The 26,249-nt window shown below is 57.5% G+C and carries 25 protein-coding genes; 17 read left to right on the top strand and 8 right to left on the bottom strand.

The features are described from left to right. Positions 1–104: 104 nt before the first annotated feature. Positions 105–815, top strand: coding sequence for a glutamine amidotransferase (locus MHM37_RS09315; RefSeq protein ID WP_139525263.1), 711 nt, complete (start codon positions 105–107; stop codon positions 813–815). Here the strand turns inward: MHM37_RS09315 and nfi are convergent. Together nfi and MHM37_RS09325 are read right to left on the bottom strand one after the other, a co-directional pair. Beyond that, positions 812–1,516: a deoxyribonuclease V gene (gene nfi, locus MHM37_RS09320; protein ID WP_239284751.1), complete on the bottom strand. Its 705-nt coding sequence runs from the start codon at positions 1,514–1,516 to the stop codon at positions 812–814. The genes MHM37_RS09315 and nfi overlap by 4 nt on opposite strands. A gap of 133 nt (positions 1,517–1,649) precedes the next feature. Beyond that, entirely contained in the window at positions 1,650–3,362 is a 1,713-nt protein-coding gene (locus MHM37_RS09325; RefSeq protein WP_139525261.1) for a DEAD/DEAH box helicase, read from the bottom strand. A gap of 519 nt (positions 3,363–3,881) precedes the next feature. Between MHM37_RS09325 and MHM37_RS09330 the strand changes: the two genes are divergently transcribed. Both MHM37_RS09330 and MHM37_RS09335 read left to right on the top strand, forming a co-directional pair. Continuing rightward, complete coding sequence (locus MHM37_RS09330; RefSeq protein WP_139525260.1) at positions 3,882–4,079, top strand: CsbD family protein; 198 nt, start codon at positions 3,882–3,884, stop codon at positions 4,077–4,079. Between the two features lie 96 nt (positions 4,080–4,175). Beyond that, positions 4,176–4,655, top strand: a complete 480-nt coding sequence (locus tag MHM37_RS09335) for a PRC-barrel domain-containing protein (RefSeq protein WP_219863009.1) — start codon at positions 4,176–4,178, stop codon at positions 4,653–4,655. A gap of 78 nt (positions 4,656–4,733) precedes the next feature. Here MHM37_RS09335 and MHM37_RS09340 read toward each other — a convergent pair whose 3' ends face one another. Next, positions 4,734–5,732 carry a glutathione S-transferase family protein gene (locus MHM37_RS09340; protein ID WP_153842227.1) on the bottom strand — a complete coding sequence of 333 codons (999 nt, stop codon included), beginning with the start codon at positions 5,730–5,732 and terminating at the stop codon, positions 4,734–4,736. Positions 5,733–5,813: 81 nt separating this feature from the next. Continuing rightward, positions 5,814–6,734: a LysR family transcriptional regulator gene (locus tag MHM37_RS09345; RefSeq protein ID WP_139525664.1), complete on the bottom strand. Its 921-nt coding sequence runs from the start codon at positions 6,732–6,734 to the stop codon at positions 5,814–5,816. 617 nt (positions 6,735–7,351) lie between these two features. Here MHM37_RS09345 and MHM37_RS09350 point away from each other — a divergent pair. Continuing rightward, the gene (locus MHM37_RS09350) at positions 7,352–9,046 is read left to right on the top strand and encodes a peptidoglycan DD-metalloendopeptidase family protein (protein ID WP_239296436.1); all 1,695 of its coding nucleotides are present in this window, start codon (positions 7,352–7,354) and stop codon (positions 9,044–9,046) included. Positions 9,047–9,134: 88 nt separating this feature from the next. Here the strand turns inward: MHM37_RS09350 and MHM37_RS09355 are convergent, their stop codons facing one another. After that, positions 9,135–10,766 carry a L,D-transpeptidase family protein gene (locus MHM37_RS09355; RefSeq protein WP_153842225.1) on the bottom strand — a complete coding sequence of 544 codons (1,632 nt, stop codon included), beginning with the start codon at positions 10,764–10,766 and terminating at the stop codon, positions 9,135–9,137. 170 nt (positions 10,767–10,936) lie between these two features. On the opposite strand from MHM37_RS09355, the gene MHM37_RS09360 reads away from it, so the two are divergent. From MHM37_RS09360 to MHM37_RS09390, 7 genes are all read left to right on the top strand, one after another. After that, the gene (locus MHM37_RS09360) at positions 10,937–11,665 is read left to right on the top strand and encodes a murein L,D-transpeptidase catalytic domain family protein (protein ID WP_153842224.1); all 729 of its coding nucleotides are present in this window, start codon (positions 10,937–10,939) and stop codon (positions 11,663–11,665) included. A 154-nt stretch (positions 11,666–11,819) separates the two neighbouring features. Next, a complete protein-coding gene (locus tag MHM37_RS09365) occupies positions 11,820–12,917 on the top strand; it encodes a CZB domain-containing protein (RefSeq protein ID WP_153842223.1) in 1,098 nt (365 codons plus the stop codon). Between the two features lie 84 nt (positions 12,918–13,001). Continuing rightward, on the top strand, positions 13,002–14,021 hold the full coding sequence (locus tag MHM37_RS09370; protein WP_219863002.1) for a patatin-like phospholipase family protein: 1,020 nt from the start codon (positions 13,002–13,004) through the stop codon (positions 14,019–14,021). Between the two features lie 336 nt (positions 14,022–14,357). Further along, positions 14,358–15,710 (top strand): NarK family nitrate/nitrite MFS transporter, encoded by a 1,353-nt coding sequence (locus MHM37_RS09375; protein ID WP_139525252.1) that lies wholly within the window; start codon positions 14,358–14,360, stop codon positions 15,708–15,710. Positions 15,711–15,788: 78 nt separating this feature from the next. Beyond that, positions 15,789–17,054, top strand: a complete 1,266-nt coding sequence (locus MHM37_RS09380; protein ID WP_153842220.1) for a nitrate regulatory protein — start codon at positions 15,789–15,791, stop codon at positions 17,052–17,054. A gap of 76 nt (positions 17,055–17,130) precedes the next feature. After that, entirely contained in the window at positions 17,131–17,817 is a 687-nt protein-coding gene (locus tag MHM37_RS09385; RefSeq protein WP_239296438.1) for an SDR family oxidoreductase, read from the top strand. 110 nt (positions 17,818–17,927) lie between these two features. Beyond that, complete coding sequence (locus MHM37_RS09390; RefSeq protein WP_239296440.1) at positions 17,928–18,920, top strand: LLM class flavin-dependent oxidoreductase; 993 nt, start codon at positions 17,928–17,930, stop codon at positions 18,918–18,920. A gap of 10 nt (positions 18,921–18,930) precedes the next feature. On the opposite strand, the gene MHM37_RS09395 is transcribed toward MHM37_RS09390, so the two are convergent. Next, a complete protein-coding gene (locus MHM37_RS09395; RefSeq protein ID WP_153842218.1) occupies positions 18,931–19,563 on the bottom strand; it encodes a LysE family translocator in 633 nt (210 codons plus the stop codon). A gap of 109 nt (positions 19,564–19,672) precedes the next feature. Here MHM37_RS09395 and MHM37_RS09400 point away from each other — a divergent pair, with 109 nt between their 5' ends. Both MHM37_RS09400 and MHM37_RS09405 read left to right on the top strand, forming a co-directional pair. Next, positions 19,673–20,176 (top strand): GNAT family N-acetyltransferase, encoded by a 504-nt coding sequence (locus MHM37_RS09400; RefSeq protein WP_239296442.1) that lies wholly within the window; start codon positions 19,673–19,675, stop codon positions 20,174–20,176. A 187-nt stretch (positions 20,177–20,363) separates the two neighbouring features. After that, a complete protein-coding gene (locus tag MHM37_RS09405; protein ID WP_239296444.1) occupies positions 20,364–22,019 on the top strand; it encodes a diguanylate cyclase in 1,656 nt (551 codons plus the stop codon). Here MHM37_RS09405 and MHM37_RS09410 read toward each other — a convergent pair. Both MHM37_RS09410 and MHM37_RS09415 read right to left on the bottom strand, forming a co-directional pair. After that, on the bottom strand, positions 21,997–22,563 hold the full coding sequence (locus MHM37_RS09410; RefSeq protein ID WP_239296446.1) for a DUF1415 domain-containing protein: 567 nt from the start codon (positions 22,561–22,563) through the stop codon (positions 21,997–21,999). The genes MHM37_RS09405 and MHM37_RS09410 overlap by 23 nt on opposite strands. A gap of 90 nt (positions 22,564–22,653) precedes the next feature. Continuing rightward, positions 22,654–23,322 carry an FCD domain-containing protein gene (locus MHM37_RS09415; RefSeq protein ID WP_139525242.1) on the bottom strand — a complete coding sequence of 223 codons (669 nt, stop codon included), beginning with the start codon at positions 23,320–23,322 and terminating at the stop codon, positions 22,654–22,656. Between the two features lie 188 nt (positions 23,323–23,510). Between MHM37_RS09415 and MHM37_RS09420 the strand changes: the two genes are divergently transcribed. From MHM37_RS09420 to MHM37_RS09435, 4 genes are all read left to right on the top strand, one after another. Further along, the gene (locus MHM37_RS09420) at positions 23,511–24,068 is read left to right on the top strand and encodes a chromate transporter (protein WP_139525241.1); all 558 of its coding nucleotides are present in this window, start codon (positions 23,511–23,513) and stop codon (positions 24,066–24,068) included. Next, positions 24,065–24,595, top strand: coding sequence for a chromate transporter (locus MHM37_RS09425; protein WP_139525240.1), 531 nt, complete (start codon positions 24,065–24,067; stop codon positions 24,593–24,595). The genes MHM37_RS09420 and MHM37_RS09425 overlap by 4 nt, the downstream gene beginning before the upstream one ends. 124 nt (positions 24,596–24,719) lie before the next feature. After that, positions 24,720–25,700 carry a tripartite tricarboxylate transporter substrate binding protein gene (locus MHM37_RS09430; protein ID WP_239296448.1) on the top strand — a complete coding sequence of 327 codons (981 nt, stop codon included), beginning with the start codon at positions 24,720–24,722 and terminating at the stop codon, positions 25,698–25,700. A gap of 69 nt (positions 25,701–25,769) precedes the next feature. Further along, a complete protein-coding gene (locus MHM37_RS09435; protein ID WP_239296450.1) occupies positions 25,770–26,240 on the top strand; it encodes a tripartite tricarboxylate transporter TctB family protein in 471 nt (156 codons plus the stop codon). Positions 26,241–26,249: the final 9 nt, after the last annotated feature.

A 26,249-nucleotide genomic window follows, 5' to 3' on the forward strand; every position in this document is an offset into this window, starting at 1 on the left:
CCTAATGTATGGTAAAACGGTGGTCGAGGAAGACGTTTTAGCTTACAGCGGAATCACCCGATTCGGCTATCTTTCCACTGCCGCGATACGATAACGAGAATGCCATGGCCTCTTTAGTCATCATCAAAACCGGGGATGCCTTCCCTGAAGTGGTCGACCAACACGGTGATTTCGAGCAGCTGTTCACACGCCGATTGAACGAGGCGCTTCCTTCGGGAGTCACGCTCGAGGTATGGGATGCGCGGTTGACGTCGACCCCACCCGACGACATCGTCGGCGCCGTGATCACCGGTTCGCATAGCATGGTAAGCGAGCAACCCTCCTGGAGCGAGGCGCTCAAGCCGTGGCTGCAGCAAGCCCTTGCCGATGACCTGCCGCTGCTGGGCGTTTGTTACGGACATCAGCTCATGGCAGCGGCCTTTGGCGGCATCAGCGACTACCACCCTGCCGGGCGAGAATCGGGCACGCGCACGGTGCGATTGACCCAAGCAGGCCAGCAAGACCCACTCTTTCGCCAACTACCCGAGCACTTTCCCGCGCACCTCACCCATGCCCAGTCGGTAATGCAGCTTCCCCATGGCGCCACGATTTTGGCCCACAACTGTCACGACGCTCATCAAGCGCTGCGTTACGGGCCGCGCCAATGGAGCGTGCAGTTTCACCCTGAGTTCTCTTCCCCGGTGATGCGCGCCTATATCGAGCGCCAACGCGCCGCCCTACGCGACCAGGGCGACGACCCTGATCGACTGCTGGACGACATTCGCGAAACGCCAGACGCCACCAGCCTGCTGCAGCGCTTTCTCGGCTTTATCTAAAGCAGCCGCCTTTGGCTCGCTTTGTGGTCCCTCCGTGACGCCAGCCGATCGGCCAACCGGGTCGGCTCGGGCAGCTTGGTGCGTCCCAGGCATCGCAACACCCACTCGAGCGACGTTTCCAGCGTGAGCCGATGCCCCGGCGAGACGAACACCGGCTTGACGTTTTCCCGCGAGCGCAGCACGGCCCCGATCACCTCTTGATCCGCCATCAGCGGCACCCAATCACCCCGCGCGTCGCCTACCGCGCCATGCGTGCCGGTTAAGCGTGACTTGGCGATACCGATGGTAGGCAGATCGAGCCACAGCCCCAAGTGTGCTGCTACGCCCAGTCGCCTTGGATGGGCAATGCCTTGGCCATCGACCATAACCAGCTGTGGCCGCGTTTCGAGCTTGGCAAATGCGCCTAGCGCGGCAGGAATCTCCCGAAAGGAGAGCAAGCCGGGAATATAGGGCATGCGGGTAGGTTCGCGATGCACCACCTGCTCGACCACGGGCAACTGAGGAGCCGCCTCAGGTGACCACTTCAATACGACCACCGCCGCCCGCGTTACCGCGCCCTCCTCCTCGAAGCCAATATCCACCCCCGCGATATACCTCACCGGATCGATGCGATCACGGCTCTCCAACCGTTGGGCGAGCTGTGACTGAAGGGCAATCGCCTGTTTGGGTGACAGGTTCCATTCGTGTAGCGCAGCGTCCATGCAGGCTCCTTGTATCGAGGTAATGAACGTTTAGCGTAGCCAAAAAAAATCCCCCTACGCCAGCAGGCACGGGGCCAGTGGCATAGGGGGATGTGACTCATCGGTTAGGCGCTAACCAGCGCCTAGCAATGAGTTATGCGCGTTCGCGACGGCGAACCGGGGCATCGCCATCGTCACGACGACGGCGCGGGGCGCGTTCCGGCGCACGGTCTTCGCTGATTTCCAGCGGGCGACCGGCCACACGGGCGCGGGCCATTTTCGCCAGAATCGTGGAGGGCAACCCGCTGGGCAGCTCGACCACGGAGAAGGCGTTACGGATATCGATACGGCCGATGCGTGCGCCTTCGATACCACCTTCGTTCGCCAGCGCGCCGACCAGTTGGCCCGGCTTCACGCCGTCTTTATGGCCTACCGAGACGCGGTAGCGGGTCATGCCTTCGCTGGGCGCACTGGAGCGCTCGCGGCGGGCACCACCCGGCTTGCCCGGTGCGCCATCGCGCGGGGCACGCTCTTTGCGCGGTGCCTGAAGACGACCGATCGGCGCTTCGTCGGCACGGGCCATGGCGGCAAACGCGCAGGCCAGCTCAACGGCGTCATGCCCCTCTTCCACCAGACGCTCGACCAGGGCGCGCTGCTCTTCAGCGCCTTTGGTCAGTGCAGCCACCACGCGGTGATGGAATACGTCGTCACGGTGAGCGCGGATAGCGGCTTCGTCAGGTAGCGGCATTTCGGTCATTTTCTGACCGGTGGCCTGCTCCATCCAGCCCACTTTGCGGCCTTCACGGAAACCCGCGAACGTAATCGCGATGCCGCTACGGCCCGCACGCCCGGTACGACCGATACGGTGGGTGTAGGCTTCTGCATCTTGCGGTAGGTCGTAGTTGATCACGTGGGTGATACGCGGAACGTCGAGGCCACGGGCCGCCACATCGGTCGCGATCAGCACGTCGACCTTGCCACGCTTCAAGCGGGTAATGGTGCGCTCGCGCAGGCTCTGATCCAGATCACCCGATAGGCCAGCGGCGTTGACGCCACGAGCGGTCAACTGCTCGACCAGCGTGGTACAGGCCGCACGGGTGCGCACGAAGACGATAGCGGCATCGACCGGCTCGACTTCGAGAATACGCGACAGCGCTTCCAGCTTGGCACCACCGTCGACACGCACGAGGCGCTGCTCGATGTTTTCACCTGTGGTCGTGCGCGACTCGATCGCCACCTTCACCGGGTTGACCAAATAACGGTTGACGATGCGCTCGATTTCCGTCGGCAGCGTGGCCGAGAAGAAGACACGCTGGGCATCTTTCGGGGTATCGGCAACCACGCGTTTGACGTCGTCGATAAAGCCCATGCGCAGCATTTCGTCGGCTTCGTCCAGTACCAGTGCGGAGAGACCGTCCAATTTCAGGCTGCCGCGATCCAAGTGGTCGATCACTCGGCCCGGTGTGCCAACGACCACTTGTGCGCCACGCTTCAACGCACCTAGCTGTTCACGGTACTCTTGACCACCGCAGAGGGTAGCCACTTCCAACCCCTGAAGGTTTTGGCCATAACGGCTAAAAGAGACGGCGACCTGTTGAGCCAGTTCGCGGGTCGGCGCAAGCACCAGTACCTGGGGCTCGCGACGCTGCATGTCGAGACGCGACAGCAGCGGTAGTGCGAAAGCAGCAGTTTTGCCGGTACCCGTTTGCGCTTGGCCCAGCATATCGCGACCTTCCAGCAACGCAGGAATGGTCTGCGCCTGGATGGGTGAAGGAGTTTCATAGCCCTGTGCTTCAACAGCAGACAGAACGGCAGGCAATAGAGCCAGATCGCCGAAGCTCGGCGAGGCGACAGAAGTCGAGGTCATTAATCACACCTTGGTAGGCCGGAAGAACCGGCAAAAAACATCGTAAGCGTCTCTGACTCTGTTTTCATGCAGCGCGTAACAGTACGCTGCAAAAGAACAAGGCTCCGCATCGCGGATATCGTCATCAGTGGAGTCGGAGACGCCGGTCGCACCTGGCATTCGGCTGGCAACACCGCATTTGCGGGCCAACCGCTGTGGCGACCTTCTGCGCCGATTTCACCCGTTTGGTGAAATACTGGAGGCGCGCCATCTTCACAGCAATGAACATCTGCAGTCAGTGAGATGTTCCCGCAAACGTTTCGACTGGCGTGGCACGTACTACTCAGCGTCAGTGATGAACGTTTATCGTCGTGATGGAGGGGTCAACACATGCGAGGAGCGCGCATCCTAACACCCCCCACGGGTTCTGACCAGCCTTTTTGTTTTAACCCATATCAATACCCGAGCTTGCACATGTGCATATGTCGTCTAACCTGAGAAATGCCTGATGACGTTCACGAACTTCAAGGAGTGATAAACATGAACTGGGATCAAATCGAAGGCAGATGGACAGAAGTGAAAGGTAAAGCCCGCGCGAGTTGGGGTGAGATCACTGACGACGAGCTGGATCAGATCGGCGGTAAAAAGGATCAATTGGTCGGTAAGCTTCAGCAAAAATACGGTTTGGAGCGTGAAGAAGCTGAGCGCCGCGCGGATGATTGGGCCAACGGTCTCTAAACTCTGTCGTACGACGACCTTTCACTAAAGGTCTTAATATCGAATTCACCAAGAGTAGCATGACGCTACCTACCGATAGCCACATGGAGAGAAGCTATGCGTAAATCCATTCTAACGACTGCCATCACAACGGCCCTCTTAAGCGGCATGGCGTTTGGTGTTCACGCCCAAACCGAGCCTCAGGGTATGTACTCCGCTGAAGACATCCTCGATGCAGACGTCTTCTTTGCCAATGGTTCTGGCGAAGAAATCGGGGAAGTCGACGATATTCTGTTCGATGAAGAGATGCGAATTTCTGCACTTGTCATCGAGAGCGGTGCGGTATTGGGCTTAGGTGGCCGTGAAATCGTCGTCGACACGGACAATTTCACGCTCGAGACGCACACTGAAAGCGATGGTGAAACCGAACACCGCATCATGCTTGAAGCCACGTCAGAAGAGGTAGAATCCTTCCCAACGTATGATCGTGATTGGTGGGAACAGACCAAAGCCAATGCGCGGGATGCGTGGCAAACCACTAAAGAAGGCGCCCAGAGCGCCTGGCAGACGACTCGTGAAGCCGTGAACGACGAGTAATAGGTTCTAAATTCGTCCTGCTGTGACAAAGTCAAAGGCCATCCATGCGGATGGCCTTTTTACATTTGAAGCACGGGGTCAGGATGAGTGGCGACGTATTCCCTGGCCTGGCAAACGCTCACGGTCATGAGAACGAGTAAAGTCCAACAGCGGCCCAGCAGGTACGATACGGGTAGGATTGATCGTATCGTGACTATAATAGTAGTGACGCTTGATGTGATCCATGTTGACCGTCTCGGCCACTCCAGGCCACTGATAAAGCTCGCGTACGTAATTCGAGAGATTGGGGTAGTCATCAATGCGTTTGAAATTGCACTTGAAGTGGCCAAAGTAGACCGCATCGAAGCGAATCAGCGTAGTGAAGAGACGAATATCCGCTTCGGTCAGCCACTCACCCGCCAGATAGCGTTGCTCTCCGAGCCGCTTCTCCATGCGGTCTAGCGCATCGAACAGCGCCGTCACGTGCTTCTCATAGACCTGCTGATCCGTGGCAAAACCGGATTTGTACACCCCATTATTGATGTGGTCGTACACATCATCGTTCACGTCATCGATGACGCTGCGCAAATCGTCTGGATAGAAGTCCAAGTCATTGCCAGTCAATTCATCGAAGGCGCGGTTGAACATGCGCAACAGATCGGCTGATTCGTTATTGACGATGGCGCCGCGCTTTTTGTCCCATAAAACCGGCACAGTGACCCTGCCAGTGTACGTTGGGTCTGTCATGGTATAGAGCTGATGGTGAAACTCAGCATGGTTGATGGGGTCACCGCTTGACCCTTCGTCTTGATGATAGGTCCAGCCGTTTTCCAACATCAGCGGACTCACGTGGGACGCGCCGATCAGCGACTCCAGCCCTTTTAGTTTACGCATGATGAGCGCCCGGTGCGCCCAGGGGCACGCGAGCGATACGTAAAGGTGGTAGCGATCGGCTTGAGCCGGGTAGCTATCCCCGTCAGAGGCTTGGTCGCTACCCACCCAATCGCGCAGCTGCGCGGATTCGCGAACGAACTCCCCGCCATGCTTTTTGGTGTCGTACCACTGATCGACCCATTCGCCGTTGACTAACAGTCCCATCGGGCATCTCCTGCATTGAACGTTTTTCGATGTGTATACCGTTCAGCATACCCCCGACGGGATAAGGCTCAAGCGGATGTTTTACGGCTGTTCATTCGAGGGAATCGAACGTTGCTCGCATACCTCTTTCACTGCTCGCTTCAGCGCTGCCGCCATGGCATGGGCGGCTGGACCCGCACGATCACGATCACGAAAAATAAGCTGAACAGGGACCTCGCGAACGCCTCCCGCAGTGAGCGGCAGCGGCTTCAAGGCTCCGCTGGCCAGTTCGTCGGCAATACGGGTTTCCGGAATCCAAGCGAAACCGAGTCCGCGTCGCAGCATGTCCAATGAGGTGCCCACATGCCCGACGGTCCAGCGCTGCTCGGCTTTCAACCATCCCGCATTGGTGGACTGACGCAGCGCGGAATCGCGCACCACTAGCTGACGATGTTGGGCTAAATCACGCAAATCCAGCGAGCGCCCAAGTTGATGCAGGGGATGACGCGGATGCGCTACCGCCACGAAACGAATGTTGACCAGCGGCTCTCCCAAAAACCCTTGGGCCTCGATACCGGAGACCACTAAGTCGGCACGGCCATCGTAGAGCATCTCGGTCCCCCCGTTCAGCACGCTCTCGTGGAGCTGCACGCGTACCTGAGGATAGGTTTCCGAAAAGCGTTCCAGTGCTTTGGCTTGCGCCGCTGCAGGAAAAATCTGATCGATCGCTACGACGATCTCTGCTTCAAGCCCCGCCGCCAAGCGCGAGGCGACGTCTTCCAGAGACGCCGCGCTTTCGATCAGCTGCCGGGCCCGTCGAAGCAGCAACTCACCCGCTTCGGTCAGCCGCACCTGCCGCCCGATGGGCTCGAGCACCTGGATACCCAACTGTTCTTCTAATTTATGCACCGCATGATTCAGCGTAGAGGGGCTTTTATGGATCGCCTCTGCCGCCCTTGCGAAGCCGCCATGATCCACCACGGCGGCCAGCATTTGCCACTGCGCTAGTGTTACCCGAGACATTTCGATTTCCTCGACGCCATACAGCGAAACCATCCGCTTCATCTTCGAAAAACAATCCTAGAATGCCAGGAAATGATGGTGAGTACTTGTTTGTTAGCGAATTTCGTTGACTCACTGCTCCATCTCACGGAGTCATAGTCCCCAAAAAGCCCCAAAGAAACTCAATGAAACATTAAAATACAAAAAATTACCCTATTACTATTAGCAACTCCGCTGGATACGCCTTGCACTCATACGATTGACGCGGCGTTGCATTTTTGAATCGTTAACCGGTGTTATGGATGTTATTAATGCGGGCTTACATGCTGATATGGGCACAAAACGCTCGTTTATTTAGACGCACGTTATATTTCCCTGTCACAAGACTTCATTTGCGTCTATGGTGAAGGTGAATACACCGTTTTGTTGGCTTTAGAAAGCTGCGGCCTTTTGGTTACTTTTGTTAGCAAACGGTGTTCATGGCTGAATAAGAACCCTTCATATTTGCGCTATTCAGCGGAAGTATATTTTGTGTATGAATGTACAGTCTATTCACCCCCTTTCCCTTGGGGTATGGTTCCCGAGTTTGCTTACTTTCATGTTACTTTTATTTCACGAACTCGGCGGCCTATTTACTCATGTTGCGAATCCTCCATTCGCTGCCTCGCACGCACAAATTATTACTGTTACCCGTGGCCACCATGGTCACCGTGCTGGGCGCACAAAAACTCATCACCACCTATCATGACCTGAATCAACCTCAAACACCGCTGGAGAGCGTGCTCGTTCCGCTACCTAGCGACTCAGCCCCCGGCGTCCCGTCGCTTCGTCAAGAGCGAACGCCAGTGGCAGAAGCGATCGACCGTGCTTCTCGCGCCCTCGACGCGACCCGCGAACACATCCCTTTGAGTGAACTCACCGCCACCGAGATCGTCGATCTCGATGTGATTCCCAGTGCCGAAGCGTCCATGGCAAGTGATGCAGCCCCACACGCTGCGCATCCTCGGGTCGCGCTGAGCGACAGCCCGTTGGATGATGGCGCGCTGCATATGGCGATCGTGTTAGGCACGATTACAAGCGGCATGCTCAATGTCGACGACTCCGTCGAAATCGCTGATGCCACTTCTTACGAGGATTATGGGGTCGAACTCTACGAGGACGATGTGTCGTTCCTGGAACTGGAGCTGGCAGCCGAAGAGCCGTTCGTTCCTGAGTGGGAAACACATATCGTCGAGCCTGGCGAGACGTTTGCCGTGTTAGCGCAAAACGAGCTGGGCTTGGGGTACAGCGAAGTGCTCGCCCTGCTGGACGACCTACCCGATCCTCGTATGTTGACGCATTGGCGTGCAGGTCACAGCTTCGACTACCAGTTGGACGAAACGGGCCGGTTGCTGGCACTGCGCATGATGAAGAACACGCGCGAAGGCGTTCTACTAGAGCGGGATAGTGACCAATTCGCCATTACGGCTATCGAACGTCAGGGTGAGCCCGTACAGCGCCTTTATGCCGGTAGCGTAACGGGCAGCTTTGCTCGCTCAGCCCAAGCCACCGGCTTGAGCAGCAGCTCCGTCACGGAGCTTACGCGCATCTTGCAAAAAAAGCTGGACTTCCGTCGTGACAGCCGCCGGGGGGATCAGTTTCAGGTCTTGGTCGAATCTGACATGATCGATGGCGAGACACTTGATTCGCGTGTACTGGCCGTTAAGTATGACGGCGAGCGTATGGACCTGACCGTCGTGCGCAATACCACCGACGATAATTTTTATACGCCCGAAGGCAGCAGCCTCGATCCGGCCTTTGCGCGTCGTCCTTTCGAAGGTAATTATCGTCTTAGCTCCAACTTCAACCCACGCCGCCTACACCCGGTCACCGGTCGAGTGAGCCCGCACAACGGCACCGACTTTGCGATGCCCATTGGTACCCCCATTACCGCGCCTGCGAATGGTCGTGTCGAGCGTGTCGGCAACCACCACGCTGCCGGTCGTTACATTGTCGTGCGCCATGACAACGGCTACCGCACCCGCTATTTGCACTTGTCGCAACCATTGGTCAGCCAGGGCGAGCGCGTCACGATGGGCGAGCGTATTGCGTTGTCCGGTAATACCGGCCGCAGCACAGGCCCCCACCTGCATTATGAAGTCATCGTCAATAACACGCCGGTGAACGCGATGACGGTCGAACTGCCCGAGAACACTAGCCTAAGCGGCGATACGCTTATCGCGTTCCAACGCCAAGCCGAGCCAATGTTGGCCGCGCTGGAGAGTGGCGAAACCGGCACCATCAGCGTGGCTAACTATGAGCGCAATAACGACAGCGACGAAAGCCTCCAATAAGCACTCTCCACGGCGATACAAAAGAGCCGCTCCACACGACGTGGGGCGGCTTTTTTGACACTACCAGTCCTGATGAATGACGAGCGACTTACACTGCTTCGAGCGCTGCGAGCAGCGCCGCATCGCGGTGATAGATATCCTCTCTGAACACTACGTCGCCTTGCCCGTTGGGCCAAGCAGTCAGGTAGTGCAGCGCTACCGGAATACGGTTAGGCAAGTTCACGTTTTGATCGCTGCGGCCATTCGCGATCAGCGTATCGAGCTGATAACGGCTGCCGCTGTCTTGCAGTAGGAGCTGGGCAAATTCCGTTACCCCCTCAACCCTCACACAGCCAGAGCTCAGTGCCCTGTGCTCACGCTGAAAGAGCCCTCTTGCCGGGGTATCGTGCAAGTAAATCATGTCGTTATTGGGAAAACGCACCACGACACGTCCCAGAGGATTGCTGCTCCCTGCCACTTGGCGAAGCATCACGCCTCCCGGACGCTGCCAATCGATCGTGCTCGCATCCAGCGTTTCTCCGGATAGGCTCACTACCTGAATGTTCTGCCGCGCCAGATACTGCTCGTCCTGGCGGATCCGTGGTAGCACATCTTCCCGCATGATGGTCGGGGGGATCGTCCAGCTTGGGTTGACGGTCAAGTGGCTGATCGAGGAGTGGATGATCGGCGTTTCACGACTGGGAGAGCCCACCACCACTCGGGTATCCCAATGCTGGCCATTGGGGCGCGTATAATGCAAGCGATAGCCTGCAATATCGACCCACACGTTGGGCGTGCGCTCCAGCGAAGGGCGAATCCAGCGGGCTCGCTCCAGGTTGATGCGCAGTTGGTTCACTCGTGCGGAGACGGGCATGTTCAGTGCCAGCCGTGTGCGCTCTCCCACTACGCCATCTTCTTGCAACTGGTGGCGTCGCTGAAAACGCATGACCGCTTGCGCTAACTCTCGGTCGAAGCTGCGAGGGTCAGCTCCTGACGCCTGCACGTCGACCATGGGGTAAGCGCTACTATCTGCTGCCAGCAGGTGGGGCTCGCCCCATAGCGTCAAGCGCTGGCGAAGCGTTTGCACGTCATCGTCGATATCGCCGGGGCGCAGCGACTCATCGCGTCTTGGTAAATAGGGCACGCTCATCTGATCGGCCAGCCGACGATAGTGCACCAACGCTTCACGAAGCTGGGCATAGGCCGCCATATTCGGCCTCGCCAGTGACAGCGCTTGCTCGACCCTCCCCTCCTCGACGGCTTGCACTACACGTGGCAGCGCATAACGCCGCTCAGGTCGCTGCAGATCCCAATTCGGCTCGACGCGTTTAGGATCCACTTTACCGATCGATAGATGATCCAACGCCAAGAGCAGGGCCCGAGTGGCTCGCACGTCGAAATTGGCCTTCGCACGATCGTCCAATTGCTGGCTTTGCTGGAAGTCACTCAGCAACGACGAGGCTTGATAGTCGTCGGGCGTCAACCCGTCATCGGGCAACGTGTTCAACGCGCTGACCAGCGACTGAACGCGTTGAAGCTCTTGCCACGCCGGCTGCCCACCGCGCAGTTCATAGAACGACGCGATGGGCAGCGACCCTTCATGGTGTTGAAGATGCTGCGCGAGGGCTTGCTGCAACGCGGCGCTGGCTGGCTCATTGGCATCGGCCATTATCGGGCCGCTCAGCGCCAGACAGAGCGCCGCTCCTATCGCCCATCGTCTTAGTGGCTGGTGGTCGTTCATCGCCTCTCCTTGCGTTACTATGCTGCGTTGTAATGTGGCTTCACTCTTTTTGCTTACCGTCGTATCAGTAGTTCCCGTTCTGATACACGTTTTTTATCATAGCCGCTTACGCTGACTCTTGATGTATCGACCTCGTTACGCTTTTGACTCCTTCAGCAGGATAACGCCCCATGCTTTTTCGATCACGCATGATGAATGTACTGTTTTCTTTATCCATCGTACTGTTTTCTTATCCTCTTCAAGCCGCTGGCTTTTTCTCTCAAGTGGCCGCCGCCCCAGCTGCGGGGGTATCCCCCCTTCATCATCAGTTACTGCAGTTAGCGCCTAATGCCACGCCAACTGCCCTCAGGTTAGCGGCCCAGGCATTGAGCTGTGCCGATCCATCCGCAGAGCGGCTGGCCGTCATCGATTACTCGCTGCCATCCACAGAGCCGCGCATGTGGGTGTTCGATCTTCACCAACATCAGCTGCTGTTCGAGGAATTAGTGTCCCATGGACAAGGATCTGGCGATGCCGTGGCCAACGCGTTTTCCAATGTTCCCGATAGCCATCAATCCAGCATCGGTCTGTTTCGCACCATGAACAGTTACTACGGCCGCAATGGCTATTCACTACGCTTGGATGGCCTGGAGCCTGACGTCAACGATCTGGCCTTCGAGCGAGCGATCGTCATTCATGGCGCGGACTACGTAAGCCACGATTTCATCACCCAAACCGGTCGCCTAGGGCGAAGCCATGGCTGCCCGGCGGTACGTGAGGACATCACTTACCCGCTAATCGACAGTCTAAAAGAGGACCAGTACGTCTTCGCCTACTATCCGGATGAAGAGTGGTTAGCCACGTCAGCGTTTTTACGCTGTGAGTCGTCGACGCCCATGCACCTAGCCGAGATGAAATAGCGCAGGCGAGTGGTATGGCGATGCTCCTTTTTTGCGATGACAAGAGGCTGATTTTCATCAGCTAAGGCCACGCTTCACAGGCAAACATAAAAACCTTCTGCAATACTTTGTGACAAAACATCACAAATTGCGTCATCACTGAAGGTACCGGTCAATGTTTGCCTTTATGCACCCCTATCAAACGATCCGCCGCCTGGAGCAGCAAGTCGCCGAGCTACACGCTCAATTGGCCGTGGCCAAGAGCACGCGGGGCTGCCGCACGATTAGCTTAATGACGCCCCTGGAGTCGGTGAGTATGCTTCAGTCCAAAGGCGCGGATATGCTCACATCCCTAGAAGAGGGCGCCGAACGGCACGCCGAACAGCTTGCCAGTGAACGCGCCACGCTCACCGACCTGTTTACCCGGCTACATGACGCAGAAAAAGCGTCTCAACATCTTCAACAGCAGTGTCAAAGGCACCAGCAGGCCGATACGCATTACGCGGCGCCACTCGCCAGCGACACGGCCCTTCACGAGCTGCGCGGCATGAGCGTCGAACTCGCCCGTATGGCTGGTCATACCCGAGCCTTGGCGATGAGCACGGCACTCGAAGCGGTTCACGTTCAGGAAGCGCCCAGCGGCCTCACCGCCGTGGTGAGCGACATCCAGCACCTGGCCGAGCGCACCCAGCAGTTGGCGCACCAGTTGGATCAATGGGTCGAGCAAACGGCTACCATGCTGAAGGAGGATGCTCGGGTCCTTGGCCATCAACGCGAAAGCGCAAACGCTTTGGCGCGCGCCGCGCAAGACGCCGAACAAGTGATCGAACAGCTCACCGACCAAGCACGCCATATGTACAAGGTGATCCACCACAGCACTACGACGGCCTGTCTACACGCGGCCAAAGTGGAACATGCCGTGTGGAAAAGTCGTCTTTACCAGCAACTATTATCAGCTTCCCAAGAAGTTCCTCTTACGGATCAGCACCACTGCGCGCTGGGTCGCTGGTACTTGGCAGGTGACAGTCGCCGCTATCAGCAAAGCGATGCTTACCGTGCACTGGCCGTGGCTCACCGCCGTTTCCATGAGAGCGGTCTAGAGGCCTTGCGCTATTCCCGACAGGGGGACCTGACCGGCGAGCTGGCCTCGCTGGCGCTCATGGAAGAGGCCAGCGTGACGCTGGCCCAGCAGCTCGACCGGTTGATGGAGCATGCGGTGTACGACCAGCCGCTGCCCCAGACCCGTTCATCACCGTTGGCCGACGCTCCCTAGTCTGCGGGGTAGTTCCCCATTCTTCCGTCCGGCGACTTTTATGCCATGCTAAAGGCACTTCCATCAAAGACGGAAAGGATGACGATGGCACCGGTAAAAAAGCTCGACCTCGCGCTACAGGGCGGAGGTGCTCATGGCGCGTATACCTGGGGGGTGATCGACCGCCTTCTGGAAGATGATCGCATCGAGATCGAGGGCATCAGCGGCACCAGCGCAGGCGCCATGAACGGCGTGGTGATGGCTGATGCTTTGACTCGAGGCGGAAAGCGAGCGGCGCGTCAGGCACTGCGGGAGTTTTGGCAGGCCGTTAGCCGCGCAGGCATGGCAAGTCCCATTCGCCGCTCCCCTCTGGATATTCTGACCGGCAACTGGAGCCTCGACCACTCGCCGGGCTATATCGCCATGGACTTGATGACGCGCCTCGTATCACCTTACCAACTCAACCCACTCAATTTGAATCCGCTACGGGATATCGTGGCGGCTCATATCGACTTCGAACGCGTACGCCAGTGCGACCAGCTCAAGCTTTTCGTCGCGGCTACCAATGTACGCACGGGCAAGCAGCGCGTCTTTCGCCGCGAAGAGATGAGTGTCGACGCCGTCATGGCCTCCGCTTGCCTGCCGTTCATGTTTCAAGCGGTGGAGATCGATGGCGAAGCGTATTGGGACGGAGGCTACATGGGCAATCCGGCGCTGTTCCCTCTCATGGAGGAGTGCAGCGCGCGGGACATCCTGCTGGTGCAAATCAATCCGATTCGTCGCGAAGAGCTTCCCACCTCCGCCTCGGCGATCATGAACCGCCTCAACGAGATCACCTTCAACGCTGCGCTGATCAAAGAGGTACGTATGATCGCACTACTCAAGCACGCTCTCGAAGAGCAAGGTATCGAGAACTGCTATCAACAGGCCCTCTTTCACCGCATTAGCGGCGACCAAGCCCTGGATAACCTATCGGTTTCCAGTAAGCTCAACTCCGAATGGCCCTTCCTTTGTCACCTATTCGAGCAAGGCCGAGAGGCGGCCGAGCATTGGCTCGCCACGCATTTCGATGCCCTTGGCAGGGTGTCCACACTCGATATCGATACGGTCTACCTACACGAATAAGCGCGCTCACGCCCAGCCACTGCCCCAACTTAGCGCACGCTGCCCAAGCAGAGTGCGCTAAACGAGCGTTAAGTGCTCTACTCTCCCCCGTCTTTGCTATTTGCCAAGCAGTCTCCTATCTAAGCAAAATCTTTAACCAACTGTTTTCACTGATTTAAAAGAGTGATGGCGGAGTATTTGCTTATTTTTTCTACATGGTGATAGGCGTGGACCAGGCCCAACAGGGTACGAGTGCGTCGGACCTGACCTTCAACGATGAAGGCATGTTCCCGTAACCACGTAACGCCTGCGCGTTGCGTCTCGACAAACTCGTTCGTACGCTGTGAGGTCACTCCCATGGAGATCCGCAACAAAGCCAACCGTATCCGGTTGCTCAATTTCTCGACGCCGCAAATGCGGGCCTTTCACCTCTCCTGGTTTGCATTCCATATCTGCTTTTTTGGCTGGTTCGGTATCGCACCACTCATGGCCGTGGTGCGCGAGGATCTCGCGCTAACGCAAACCCAAATCGGCAATACCATCATCGCCTCGGTGGCGATCACCGTGATCGTTCGGCTGCTGATCGGTGTACTCTGCGACCGTATCGGCCCACGCAAAACCTATACGGGCCTGTTGATGCTGGGCTCCATTCCCGTGATGGGAATTGGCCTTGCCGACAGTTTCGAGACCTTCTTACTGGCACGCTTGGCGATTGGCGCCATCGGCGCATCGTTCGTCATTACCCAATACCACACCACCTTGATGTTTGCGCCCAACGTGGTAGGCACCGCCAATGCCACCAGCGCTGGCTGGGGCAACCTGGGCGGCGGTACCACCCAAATCGTCATGCCGCTGATTTTCGCCGGCGTTCTGATGCTCGGCGTGAACGAAGCCCTCGGCTGGCGACTCGCCATGGTGGTGCCTGGTGTGGTGCTGTTCTTTACCGGTATTGCCTACTGGCTGTTCACACAAGACGCCCCCAATGGCAACTTCAGCGAGCTGCGCGCACGCGGTGAGCTGCCACCCGCTACCGGTGAGCACGGTGCCGCCCAAAGCTTCCTGGCGGCGGCGAAGGATATCCGCGTATGGGCACTGTTCGTCGTGTATGGGCTCTGCTTTGGCGTCGAGCTAACGATCAATAACATTGCCGCCATCTACTTCTTCGACAAATTCGATCTGACCCTGGCGACCGCTGGGCTCATTGCCGGACTCTTCGGCTTGATGAACATCTTCGCTCGCACACTGGGCGGCGTGTTTTCCGATCTGTTCGCCAAACATGGTGGGCTCAAAGGGCGCGTTCGCTGGCTTTTCATAGCGCTGGTGTGCGAAGGCATTGCCCTAGTGGCGTTTTCCCAAATGCACGTGCTCAGCCTAGCCATTGGCATCATGCTGGTATTTAGCCTCTTCGTGCAAATGGCCGAAGGCGCCACCTTTGGCGTCGTGCCCTTTATCAACAAAAAAGCCCTGGGGGCCGTGGCCGGTATCGTAGGGGCCGGCGGCAACGTGGGCGCGGTGTCTGCGGCGTTTCTGTTTCGTAGCGAAAGCTTGAGCTACCAGCAGGGCCTTTTCTACCTGGGCCTGACCGTGTTGGTACTAGCGTCTTGCGTACTGGTGGTGCGTTTTAGCGAGGCCACCGAAGCCGAAGAGGCCAGCGCATACCGTGATGCCGTCGGCGACGATACGGGGGCAGGTGCTCTCTCACTACGCTAATATCGATGAACACTACCCCTGCAGGCGCGCCACTGCGGGGGCGTTTGACTTTTGGCGGCGAGTATCAAGGAAATCACCATGTCTTCTGCCCAACAGCTTCTCTTTACTGCCCTGCGCTGCGACATCGATAACCTTCACCATCTCGCTACGACCGTGGATATCGTGAGCGATATCAGCCAGTTCATTCATGTGCTGCAGCGCGAACGCGGCGCCTCGACGATTTACCTGGCCTCACAAGGTAAGCGTTTCAAAACCCGCCGAACGACCTACGTTCAACATAGTCAATCGGCCGAAGCCTCGATGCGCCTGCGTTTAGAAACGTTCAGCCAGGAAGCTCGACCTCAAGCCACCGCACGCTTGCTGCGCCGCATTGCCAGCGTTTGGCTAGCGCTGGATGAGCTCGATGCCCTGCGTCGAGCCATCGATACCTTTCATATTTCACCGGACGCGGCCACGCAGGCATTCAATCACCTGATTAGCGGTTTATTGGCGATCGTCTTCGAGGCCGCAGACACGGCTGTCGATCCAGACATCACCCGCGCTCTGGTAGCCACGTTCCACCTCATGCAAGGCAAGGAGCTTGCCGGACAAGAGCGTGCCTGCGGTGCCTTTGGGTTTACCCTAGGCCATTTCGATGACGCTCATCGCACGCTGCTCAACGAACTCGTCGAGTCCCAGCAACGCTGCTTCGATACGTTTGCCGAATTCGCCACCCCAGAAGCACTGAGCGCTTGGGAACAGTCGCTTTCGCCCCGAACGCTGGCCGGTATTAGCCAGCTACGCGACATCGCCTGCCAACGCTCGGAACATCGAACGGCGTCGGGCAACACCTTGGGGGAAACCTGGTATGAGCTGACGACCCTACGAATCGATACCATCAAAACGGTGGAAGACACGCTCAACACGCAGCTCATGGCCCTATGCCACCATAAAATCGCCCACGCACAAGCGGCGCTGGATCACGCCTCGGCCACACCCGACAGACCACTTCCAGCCCCCTGCGAACAGTTGCTGGCGCTTAGCCCCTCTCAACCGCTGGGCGATTTGACCGCCACTGCTCTCCATTCGCCGCTGAGTCGTTCGCTGCTGGAATTGACGCATGCGCAGTCGAGTCGTCTGCAAGGACTCAGCGACGAACTGGAAAACACGCGCAAAGCGCTGCGCGAGCGAAAGCTGATCGAACGAGCCAAAGGCCTCATCATGGCCCATCAGTCGATGAGCGAAGAGGAGGCTTACCGATTTTTACGCAAAACGTCGATGGATCAAAGCAGAAGCATGGCCGATATGGCACGCTCGATCCTAGATCTCTCTGCCATGCTGCAACGACAGCAAGATACGCCCTAGCGCCGGCGCTCGTTTGCAACTCCACTGGGTTTTGGCCATGCTGAAGGTTCATGTATGACAGCAAGGAGAGCCAACGATGCAAGACCGCGTACTGTTAATTACCGGCGCTTCCAGCGGCATTGGCGCGGCCACCGCCCGGGCAGCGGCCCGAGAAGGGTATCAACTGGTGCTGGCCGCGCGTTCTGCCGATAAGTTGACCTCCCTTTCCCAAGAGCTCGGCCCAGAGAACGTGCTCACGTGCGACGTCGATGTCACCGACTTACACCAGCAGCAAGCCATGGTGGAGCACGCCATTGAAACGTTCGGCCGTATCGACGCGGTATTCGCCAATGCGGGCCGCGGGGGCTCGCCCGGCGGTTTTAGCAGCGCCGACCATAACGCTTGGCGGGAGATGATTCTGACCAACATTTACGGCGTTGGCCTAACCTTGCAAGCCTGCCTGCCGGAGCTGAAACGCCGTCAAGGACACGTGCTGCTGACCGGTTCGGCTGCGGGACGCACGACCATCCCCGGTTCTATGTACAGCGCCACCAAATGGGCGGTCACGGGCATTGGTTACAACCTGCGCGAAGAGTTGCGCGGCTCCGGCATGCGGGTCACATTGATCGAACCCGGTATGGTCGACACACCGTTTTTCGACGAGCCGCCCGAGTATGCGCTGCAAGACCGCGATATTGCCAATGCGGTGATCTACGCGCTCGCTCAGCCGCCACACGTGGATGTCAATGAAATCTTGGTACGCCCGACGCCCCCCAAAGAGTGACCCCAACGCCACGGCGGTTGTAATTGCACTTGGCCGCCCACATAAACGCTGCATTATGAAGCGTGCTAACAAAAATAGCCCGCTGACCATGCACGTTTATTAGGTGATTTATGAGCCAACTTGCGAGCACCGCCCTCTCCGTTCTGGATCTTGCGCCCATTCGTCAAGGCGGAAGCGCAGGCGAAACGTTCCGTGACAGCGTATCACTGGCCCAGCATGCAGAATCGCTGGGCTATCGGCGCTACTGGCTAGCCGAGCACCACAACATTGCCGGTATCGCCAGCGCCGCCACCTCGGTCTTGATTGGTCACGTGGCGGGGCAAACGTCCACGATACGCGTGGGTAGCGGTGGCATCATGCTGCCCAATCATCCACCGCTGGTCATTGCTGAGCAGTTTGGCACGCTTGAGACGCTCTATCCTGGGCGCATCGACCTGGGCCTTGGCCGAGCCCCTGGGTCGGATGGGGCGACCATGCGAGCAATGCGCCGTCACGCCCATGCAGGTGTCGACGACTTCCCGGAGCGGTTAGAAGAGTTGCGCCGCTATTTAGACGACGAGGATCCCCGCCAAACCGTCAAAGCCGTGCCCGGCCAGGGCACACACGTACCCATTTGGCTACTGGGTTCTAGCGGCTACAGTGCCCAGCTTGCGGCGAAGCTGGGCCTGCCCTTCGCATTTGCCGCCCAGTTCGCCCCGGGTTATCTGTTCGAGGCACTCCGCCTCTATCGAGACAACTTCCGCCCCTCCGCGCATTTAGAGTCACCCTATGCCATGGTCGGCTTGCCGGTCATGGCGGCTGATAGCGACGAGATGGCGCACTACTTGGCCACCACCGCCCAGCAAAAATTCTTGAACCTGATCCGGGGGAAGCCGACACAATCGCTGCCACCGGTCGATGCCTTGGATTGGTCACCCATGGAACGCGCCCAGGTGGAGCAGTTTTTGGGAGCAGCCATCATCGGTGGCCCAGAAACGATCAAAGCACAGCTAGCCGCGTTTCAAGAACGCACGGGGGCCAACGAGCTGATGATCAATAGCGATTTTTACAGTCACGCGGATCGCTTGCGGAGTTATGAGATCGTCGCCGAAACAGTTCGTTAAACTGTCTGCCTTAACCTTTAGCGACCAGAAAAGCGCCTGCTGCGAACATCAGCGAACCGGCCGTGCGGTTGGTGCCTTTTTGTGCGCGCTCGGACTGAAAGAAGCGGCGTGCGGAAGACGCACATGAGGCGACCAACATCAATCCCATCATCAGCCCCACCAGCGTCAACCCGACCGCCAACACCATATCGCTGCGGTCGAGCGCGGTGAGATCGATAAAGGTCGGTAAGAAAGCGATATAGAACAGAATGACTTTCGGGTTGGAGGCCGAGATCATAAAACCTTGCAGAAAACTCTTTGCAGCATCACGACGCCAAGCGCCACGGCTGGCTGGGAGGGCGTCGAGCGTTTGCGGGGATACCTCGGCGGTCCACATTTTCCAGCCCAAATAGAACAGGTAGATGGCGCCAGCGTAGCGCAGTAGAGTAAAGGCGTCTCCCCAGTGTTCCGCCAGCGCCGCCAAACCGTAAAACGCCAGCAGCAGGTAAATCACATCGCTGACCGTCATTCCCAAGGCTAACGGGATACACGAGCGCGCTCCCGATGCCATTCCCTTCGCCAGCAGGGCAAAAATACCCGGTCCGGGGGTCACGGCGAAAACGAAAATCGCCAGAAAATACGTCAGAGCACTCTCAACGGTCATGGTCTTGCCCTCTTGCGGTCCAGTGGTTCACTTATCAACGTACCCGTCGCGCAGATACGCATTAGAGTGTGCTAACGTTGCGCATGACGACACCCATGGAAGACACCTTATGTCCAGCCTTCAGTTTTCGCCGATGACCGCCAAAGAGTTCGCGCTCTTCTGGCCTACGTTTCAAGCCATTGTAGCCGCCCAGGAAACCTACGCGATAGACCCCCACATTAGCCAAGAGGCAGCGTTTGCGCTGTGGTGTCAAACGCCACGTCTTAGCATGGCGGTAAAAGATGAGCAGGGAACACTGCTGGGCAGCTACTACTTGAAGGCCAACGCCGCAGGCCCCGGCCAGCATGTATGTAACTGTGGTTATATGGTCACACCGCAAGCGCGGGGCAAAGGGGTGGCAAGCGCCATGTGCGAACACTCACAGCAAGAGGCCCTGACGCAGGGGTTCAAAGCCATGCAGTTCAACGCCGTCGTCGCCAGCAATCACGTGGCCGTAGGCTTATGGCAACGCCTTGGCTTCGAGATCGTCGGTACTGTGCCAAACGCCTATCAGCACGCTTCATTAGGGTATGTGGATACCCATGTCATGTACAAAGCACTAACCCCGCACTAACCAAGCGCTTCTACCCTCGATCAACATAGGTTATTTTCTACCCCTTGAAAGAGACCTTCTCATCAGGGATAACGGTTAAGCATGAGCAGGGCATTTTTAATCGAGCCTCCGTTGACCCTATCGATTCGTGCCATAACAAAAATTACGTTAGGGTGACTCTCTTGACGACGACTCGCTTGGCCTATCGATGCCTAATCACCCTTCACTGCTGACGCGTATCTCTTTGCGCACCCGCATCATTGGCTTGATCACCTCGTTAGTGATTGCCATCACGCTCCTGCTGAGCTGGGTCGCTTCCCGCGAGGCGGCGCTACAACTCGAGGAAAATATCGGGTACCGCAGCGCTGATACCGCGTATCAAATGGTGGATAAACTCAGCCGCAGCATGGATGCGCGGGTTAAAGAGGTGCGCCTACTGTTGGGCATCAAAGAGTTTGCCGATCGCACCGATCCCTCCTCGGTGCGCGCCCAGCTCGAACATCTGCAGCGTAACTATGACGTGCCGTCTTGGATTGGCGTAACGAATGCCAGTGGCACGGTGATCGCCTCCACCGGAGGACTTCTCGAAGGATCGTCGATTGCCCAGCGGCCGGTATTTATCGAAGGGCGACAAGCGTTATGGGTGGGGGATGTTCATGATGCCGTCATGCTATCCCAGCTACTCCCCAACCCCACGGGCGAGCCCATTCAGTTCGTCGATATCGCCGCTCCGCTCACCGATTCGAGGGGCATCTTTACTGGTGTGCTCGCCGTCCATCTCAGCTGGGAGTGGGCAAAACAGGTGAAAAACTCAATGCTTTCACCGCAACTGCGGGCCCAGCAAACCGAACTACTGCTGCTCTCCTCGCAAGGCACGGTGATTCTTGGACCCACTGAACTTGTCGGTGAATCGCTGGCGTTCATGGAAGGGACCCTCAGCAGCGCCACGCCCAAATGGTCCATCGAAACCTGGCCAGATGGGCAGCGTTACGTCACGGGAATAGCGCGTAGCCAAGGGTTCGGAGACTTCCCAGGTTTGGGCTGGGTTGCTGTGAGCAGGCAGCCCGTGAGTACTGCTTTCGTGCCGGTAGACCAGCTTTACGAACTGATTCTCGGCACGGGGCTACTGGTGGCCTTGATGTTTTCCATCATCGGCTGGATCGTGGCCGCTCGTTTAGTCGCACCGCTCACGCGGCTGGCGCGCGCGGCTGACAACATCCAGACGGCCACCAGCCGCAGCGAATTGACGCTGGAAACCGGCTCCCCCGAGCTCAAACGGCTATCGACGTCCATGCGTGACATGGTCGAGCGCTTGATCGATCAACGCCGCACCATCAGCCGTTTGGAAGACTTGGCCAATACCGACCCGCTGACGGGGCTGGCTAACCGCGCCTTCCTCAACCACTACCTGCAGCATACGCTGCCCGAGGCACGTCGACAGCACCAAAGCGTCATCGTACTGCTCTTCGATCTCGATGGCTTTAAACGGGTCAACGATGAGCTTGGCCATCATGCGGGGGATTTACTGCTGATCGAGGTCACCCAACGGCTCAAGTCGACGTTGCGCAGCGGTGACGTAGTGGCACGTCTAGGCGGAGACGAGTTCGTGATGATTCTTAAAAGCACCACAGAACAAAGCGCCCATGTGGTGACGGATGTCAGCCAGCGGCTACTGCAGCGTATCGCCAGCCCGGTACTGCTGCCTGGAGGGCACCAAGCGCAGGTAGGTTGCAGCCTGGGAGCAGCGTGGTGGCCGCAACACGGCCACGATATCGAACACGTCATGCAGCTAGCCGATATGGCGCTCTATCAGGCCAAAAGCAAAGGTAAACACCGATTGGTCATTTACGGGGAATCGTCTTGAAACATTCCTGCAACTGCGCTTCAGCGACATCGCTGCCCAGTGCAGTCAAGTAGGCAATGTTTCGTTCAGGGATGGCGGCCGAATCTCCGTAAAACGCGATGGCTCGCTCGACGCTAGCCTCGCGCAGTACGTGCACCATGGGATAGGGCGAACGATTGGAGTAGTTGGCGGCATCGTCGGGGTCTGCGCCATCGAAGCAGTAGTCAGGGTGAAACGTGGCCAACTGATACACACCGTCGTAGCCTAGTTCGATCAATAGATTTTCCGCCAGCTCGACGTAATCCAGATAGTGGTCGAAACTTTTAAACAGCGTCGGAAACGTCAATAAAGTCGTCTCTGTTTCAGGGTGCTCGTCGAGCCAAACCATCTCGGCAGCCAGCTCCTCCAACGCTACTTCCACTTTTTTAGAACGCACCACCTCCACACGTATCGTGTCGTTCTCTAACTCCCGTTTGGCAAAAGGGCAAATCTCGTGTCCTACGATAAACCGGCGCACCCAAACGAGTGTCTGCTCCACGATTTGCTGATCGGCGTCTTGCGTCATCTCCACTCCCACATTGGCCTGCTGTCAGCACTTTTTAGGTGGCGAGTGCCTCGCGCTGGCCACCAGTGTACAGCGAAGTTCACTACCCCGTCAGGCGTGCTGCTGATAGCGAGCCAGCGCGACCTCGTAGGATTTATGAATATGATCATCCATCAATGCCCGGGCAGCACGCGCATCGCGCTTGAGCGCCAGCTCCACCAATTCGTGGTGCTGCTCATCCAGTTCTTGTCGAATGGTGGGCATCTTGGGGCCTAAACGCCGGTATCGATCGAATTGGTCGTGCAACTGCTCGATGAACCGCAACAGCCACACCGAGCCGCAAGGCGCCACCAGGGTCCGGTGGAAGTGGGTGTGCAGACGCTCCCACTCCTCGCCTTTGTCCAGCGTAATATCCGCTCGCTTCAAGCGGTGCGCCGCCGCCAGCAAATCGGCTTCCCACACAGCATCGCCGTGGGCAATGGCGCGCTCTAGCGCCATTCCTTCCAACTCGGTGCGAAGGCGCGCAATGTCATCGAGCTCTTCACGGGTAAGCTTGGGTACCCTAAACCCTCGCTGATTCTCTTGAACCAGCAAACCATACGCTGCCAGTTTATTCAGCGCCTCACGCAGAGGGCTGAGCCCCACCTGATACTGCTCTTTGAGCGCATTGATGGCGAGCTTTTCGCCTGCTTTGAAGCGCCCCCCCACCAAGTCTCGACGCAGCACATCGTAGATAGAACTAGAGGCGCTGCTGGTGGGAAGCTGCACGTGCTTATTCATTTCGGCGTCCTTTTGCGTCACATCGCAAGGCTTCGGTTATCGGAACGTCCAACACTAGGTGTTGACGCCTCTTGGTAGGCTCACCTATATTCTATTTTAGACAAAATAATCGATTTTTTAACCAACAAACGATAAATAGGGACATTTATGCTGTTGACCTCATCGATCTCCTTACAGGCGCTGACTGCATGAAGCAAACTGCACTCTTTTGGGCTTTTTTCCGCGTCGGTATTTTCGGTTTTGGCGGCGGCCCGGCCATGATACCGCTGGTCAGAGCGGAAGTCGTGACACGCCACCAGTGGCTGACGGATGAAGAGTTTGCCGATGTGTTGGCCATTGGCAATACCCTACCCGGGCCTATCGCGACCAAAATGCCCGGCTATATCGGCTATCGAGTCGCGGGCATCAGCGGCTGTGCTGCCGCGGTGATCGCCGTCATTCTGCCCATGATCGTGGCCATGATCGTGATGCTTGGCATTTTTAGCCGCTACCGCGACGTCGCCTGGATTCGCGGTATGGGGCAAGCGGTCATTCCCGTGGTCATGGTCATGATGGCGCAACTGACCTGGGACTTCTTCGATAAGTCCAAAGCCGCCCTTGGCTGGTGGGTCAGCATTGTGATGGCGGTCGCGTCGGGTGCGGTGATTTACTGGCTCGGCGTGCACCCTGGCTGGGTCATTGGAGCCATTCTACTCACGGCACTGCTACGCCCTTCGCGTAAAAAACACGTGGAGGGCACCGCATGATTTACTGGGATCTATTTCTAGCGTTTTTCATCCCCAACATCATTGGTTATGGCGGCGGTCCTGCCATCATTCCGCTTATTGAAGCCGAGGTCGTCGGCCGCTATGGCTGGATGACTTCACAAGGTTTTGCCGAAACCCTAGCCCTTGGCAACGCGCTGCCTAGCCCCATCGCCACCAAAATGGCGGGCTATGTAGGTTACGAGGTAGCGGGCATCGGCGGCGCATTCGTCGCCGTGGCCGCCACGGTAGTTCCTTCACTGCTGCTCATGCTTGGCGCACTCGGGCTTCTATATCGCCACCGCGACTCCCCGCGCGTCAAGCGCATGAGTCAGTGGGTACGCCCCGTCATCGCCATGATGATGGCGTGGCTCACCCTCGGCTTTTTTATGGAAAGTATCGACGCAAGCGGCGCACTCCACACACTGCTCTTGGGTGTCGTGGCGGCTCTTGCCCTGGTGCGCTTTAACACTCACCCCGCCTTTGTCGTTATCGGCGCCTTGGTTTATGGAGGGCTCTTTCTCGGCTGACCTGTTGTGCACTAAAGACGATTCACTGCAGACAATAAGAACCCAAAATGGGACCACGCGCTCACCTCACCGCTGCTTGACGCAGCGGATCACCACACCAACCCCATCAAAAAGGTGTATAAAAATGACGCGTTCTAAACTTGCTCTAAGTACCACACTCGCCGCCATTGGGCTGACGTCCAGCCTGGCGCTCCTATCCACTGCCCACGCGGATTATCCCGAGCAGGATATTCGTTTGATCATTCCTTATGGGCCCGGTGGTGCCACGGATATTATTTTCCGTTTGGTATCACAAGAAGCAGAGCAGCACTTAGGTGCTTCGATCGTTCCGGTAAATATGGCCGGGGCGGGCGCAACGCTTGGGTCACGCAACGTCAAGGACGCCACGCCCGATGGCTACACGCTGCTGGGCAGCCATGACACCATTGCGCTTTCAAAGCTCGCCGGTACCGTCGATTACTCCTACGACGCGTTTGAGCCCATCGCCCTACTCACACAAACCATCAATATTCCAACCACGTATGCCGGACACCCCGTAGAGAGCGCGGCAGATATTGCTGACTACGTACGCGAAAACCCAGGCCAAGTTCGTTTCAGCATGATTCCAAGCTCTACCGATCATTTCTTTTGGGCACAGTTTTTCCAAGAGGCTGGCATCGATATGGCCGATGTTCGTCTAGTGGGCTACCCCGACACTGGCCAACAAGTATCGGCATTGATGGCAGAGGAAGTGGACTTTGCCATGTTCAACCTGCCTTCTGGGGGCGCTTTTTATGAAGATGGTACGTTCAAGCCTCTCGGGATTGCGCATCCCGAGCGTTTAGACAGCATGCCGGATGTAGCGACCCTTCGGGAGCAAGGTATCGAGATGGATCACTCCACCAGTCGCGGTATCTTTGCGCCCAAAGGCACACCTCAAGAGGTACTGGATGCCGTCGCAGAGGCCTATGGTCAAGCACTGGAGGAGGAGCAAGTACAAAGCCGAATCGAGAATGAGTTCGGCTCGGTTGTACGCTTCCTGGCAGGCGAGGATTACCAAGCGTTCTTAGAGGAAAACGAGGCGGCGCTTTCGGCGGCGGCTGAAAACATCGATTTCCAAAACTAAGCGTTTCGACGTCATTTCTCGCTCATGCTCCCAGGGCAACGCGCCTGGGAGCACCTGGAGGCTATGCTAATGCTAACGCTTACCAAAGACCGCGCGCTGGCGCTCGCGCTGCTTGTAATGGTGGCTGTCATGTGGGTGGAGTCGAGCTCCATTCGCCCGCCGACAAGCTGGCAGCCTTATGGGTCTGCCCTGTTCCCACGCATGTTACTCGTCACGATCGGGCTTTTATCGCTTTTGCTGCTGATCCGCTCTCTGTTCACCCGCGTTGCTCCCGTGGCGTCCTGGCGAATGGAGATCAGCGGTTGGTTCGCGCGGCGTAAGTACGTCGTAGCGCTCTTTATACTGTTTGGGCTTTATGCCGCACTGCTGCCCTTACTGGGCTATATCGTGGCCACCATCGGTTTTTTAGTGGCCTCTTTTGCTTTGCTGTTAGGCGTCGACACCAAGCGTAAATGGCTGATTAACCTAGGGATCAGCTGCACGTTCGTGCCGCTGGTATTCGTGATTTTCCGCTATGGCCTGAACGTATGGCTGCCCTAACGCTGAGGA

This window comes from Halomonas sp. MMH1-48, assembly GCF_022348105.1.
GTDB classification, from domain to species: domain Bacteria; phylum Pseudomonadota; class Gammaproteobacteria; order Pseudomonadales; family Halomonadaceae; genus Vreelandella; species Vreelandella piezotolerans.

Coding starts and splice junctions, on each gene's coding strand:
- MHM37_RS09315 (WP_139525263.1), top strand. CDS start 105: ATGGCCTCTTTAGTCATCATCAAAACCGGGGATGCCTTCCCTGAAGTG.
- nfi (WP_239284751.1), bottom strand. CDS start 1,516: ATGGACGCTGCGCTACACGAATGGAACCTGTCACCCAAACAGGCGATT.
- MHM37_RS09325 (WP_139525261.1), bottom strand. CDS start 3,362: ATGACCTCGACTTCTGTCGCCTCGCCGAGCTTCGGCGATCTGGCTCTA.
- MHM37_RS09330 (WP_139525260.1), top strand. CDS start 3,882: ATGAACTGGGATCAAATCGAAGGCAGATGGACAGAAGTGAAAGGTAAA.
- MHM37_RS09335 (WP_219863009.1), top strand. CDS start 4,176: ATGCGTAAATCCATTCTAACGACTGCCATCACAACGGCCCTCTTAAGC.
- MHM37_RS09340 (WP_153842227.1), bottom strand. CDS start 5,732: ATGGGACTGTTAGTCAACGGCGAATGGGTCGATCAGTGGTACGACACC.
- MHM37_RS09345 (WP_139525664.1), bottom strand. CDS start 6,734: ATGTCTCGGGTAACACTAGCGCAGTGGCAAATGCTGGCCGCCGTGGTG.
- MHM37_RS09350 (WP_239296436.1), top strand. CDS start 7,352: ATGTTGCGAATCCTCCATTCGCTGCCTCGCACGCACAAATTATTACTG.
- MHM37_RS09355 (WP_153842225.1), bottom strand. CDS start 10,766: ATGAACGACCACCAGCCACTAAGACGATGGGCGATAGGAGCGGCGCTC.
- MHM37_RS09360 (WP_153842224.1), top strand. CDS start 10,937: ATGCTTTTTCGATCACGCATGATGAATGTACTGTTTTCTTTATCCATC.
- MHM37_RS09365 (WP_153842223.1), top strand. CDS start 11,820: ATGTTTGCCTTTATGCACCCCTATCAAACGATCCGCCGCCTGGAGCAG.
- MHM37_RS09370 (WP_219863002.1), top strand. CDS start 13,002: ATGGCACCGGTAAAAAAGCTCGACCTCGCGCTACAGGGCGGAGGTGCT.
- MHM37_RS09375 (WP_139525252.1), top strand. CDS start 14,358: ATGGAGATCCGCAACAAAGCCAACCGTATCCGGTTGCTCAATTTCTCG.
- MHM37_RS09380 (WP_153842220.1), top strand. CDS start 15,789: ATGTCTTCTGCCCAACAGCTTCTCTTTACTGCCCTGCGCTGCGACATC.
- MHM37_RS09385 (WP_239296438.1), top strand. CDS start 17,131: ATGCAAGACCGCGTACTGTTAATTACCGGCGCTTCCAGCGGCATTGGC.
- MHM37_RS09390 (WP_239296440.1), top strand. CDS start 17,928: ATGAGCCAACTTGCGAGCACCGCCCTCTCCGTTCTGGATCTTGCGCCC.
- MHM37_RS09395 (WP_153842218.1), bottom strand. CDS start 19,563: ATGACCGTTGAGAGTGCTCTGACGTATTTTCTGGCGATTTTCGTTTTC.
- MHM37_RS09400 (WP_239296442.1), top strand. CDS start 19,673: ATGTCCAGCCTTCAGTTTTCGCCGATGACCGCCAAAGAGTTCGCGCTC.
- MHM37_RS09405 (WP_239296444.1), top strand. CDS start 20,364: ATGCCTAATCACCCTTCACTGCTGACGCGTATCTCTTTGCGCACCCGC.
- MHM37_RS09410 (WP_239296446.1), bottom strand. CDS start 22,563: ATGACGCAAGACGCCGATCAGCAAATCGTGGAGCAGACACTCGTTTGG.
- MHM37_RS09415 (WP_139525242.1), bottom strand. CDS start 23,322: ATGAATAAGCACGTGCAGCTTCCCACCAGCAGCGCCTCTAGTTCTATC.
- MHM37_RS09420 (WP_139525241.1), top strand. CDS start 23,511: ATGAAGCAAACTGCACTCTTTTGGGCTTTTTTCCGCGTCGGTATTTTC.
- MHM37_RS09425 (WP_139525240.1), top strand. CDS start 24,065: ATGATTTACTGGGATCTATTTCTAGCGTTTTTCATCCCCAACATCATT.
- MHM37_RS09430 (WP_239296448.1), top strand. CDS start 24,720: ATGACGCGTTCTAAACTTGCTCTAAGTACCACACTCGCCGCCATTGGG.
- MHM37_RS09435 (WP_239296450.1), top strand. CDS start 25,770: ATGCTAACGCTTACCAAAGACCGCGCGCTGGCGCTCGCGCTGCTTGTA.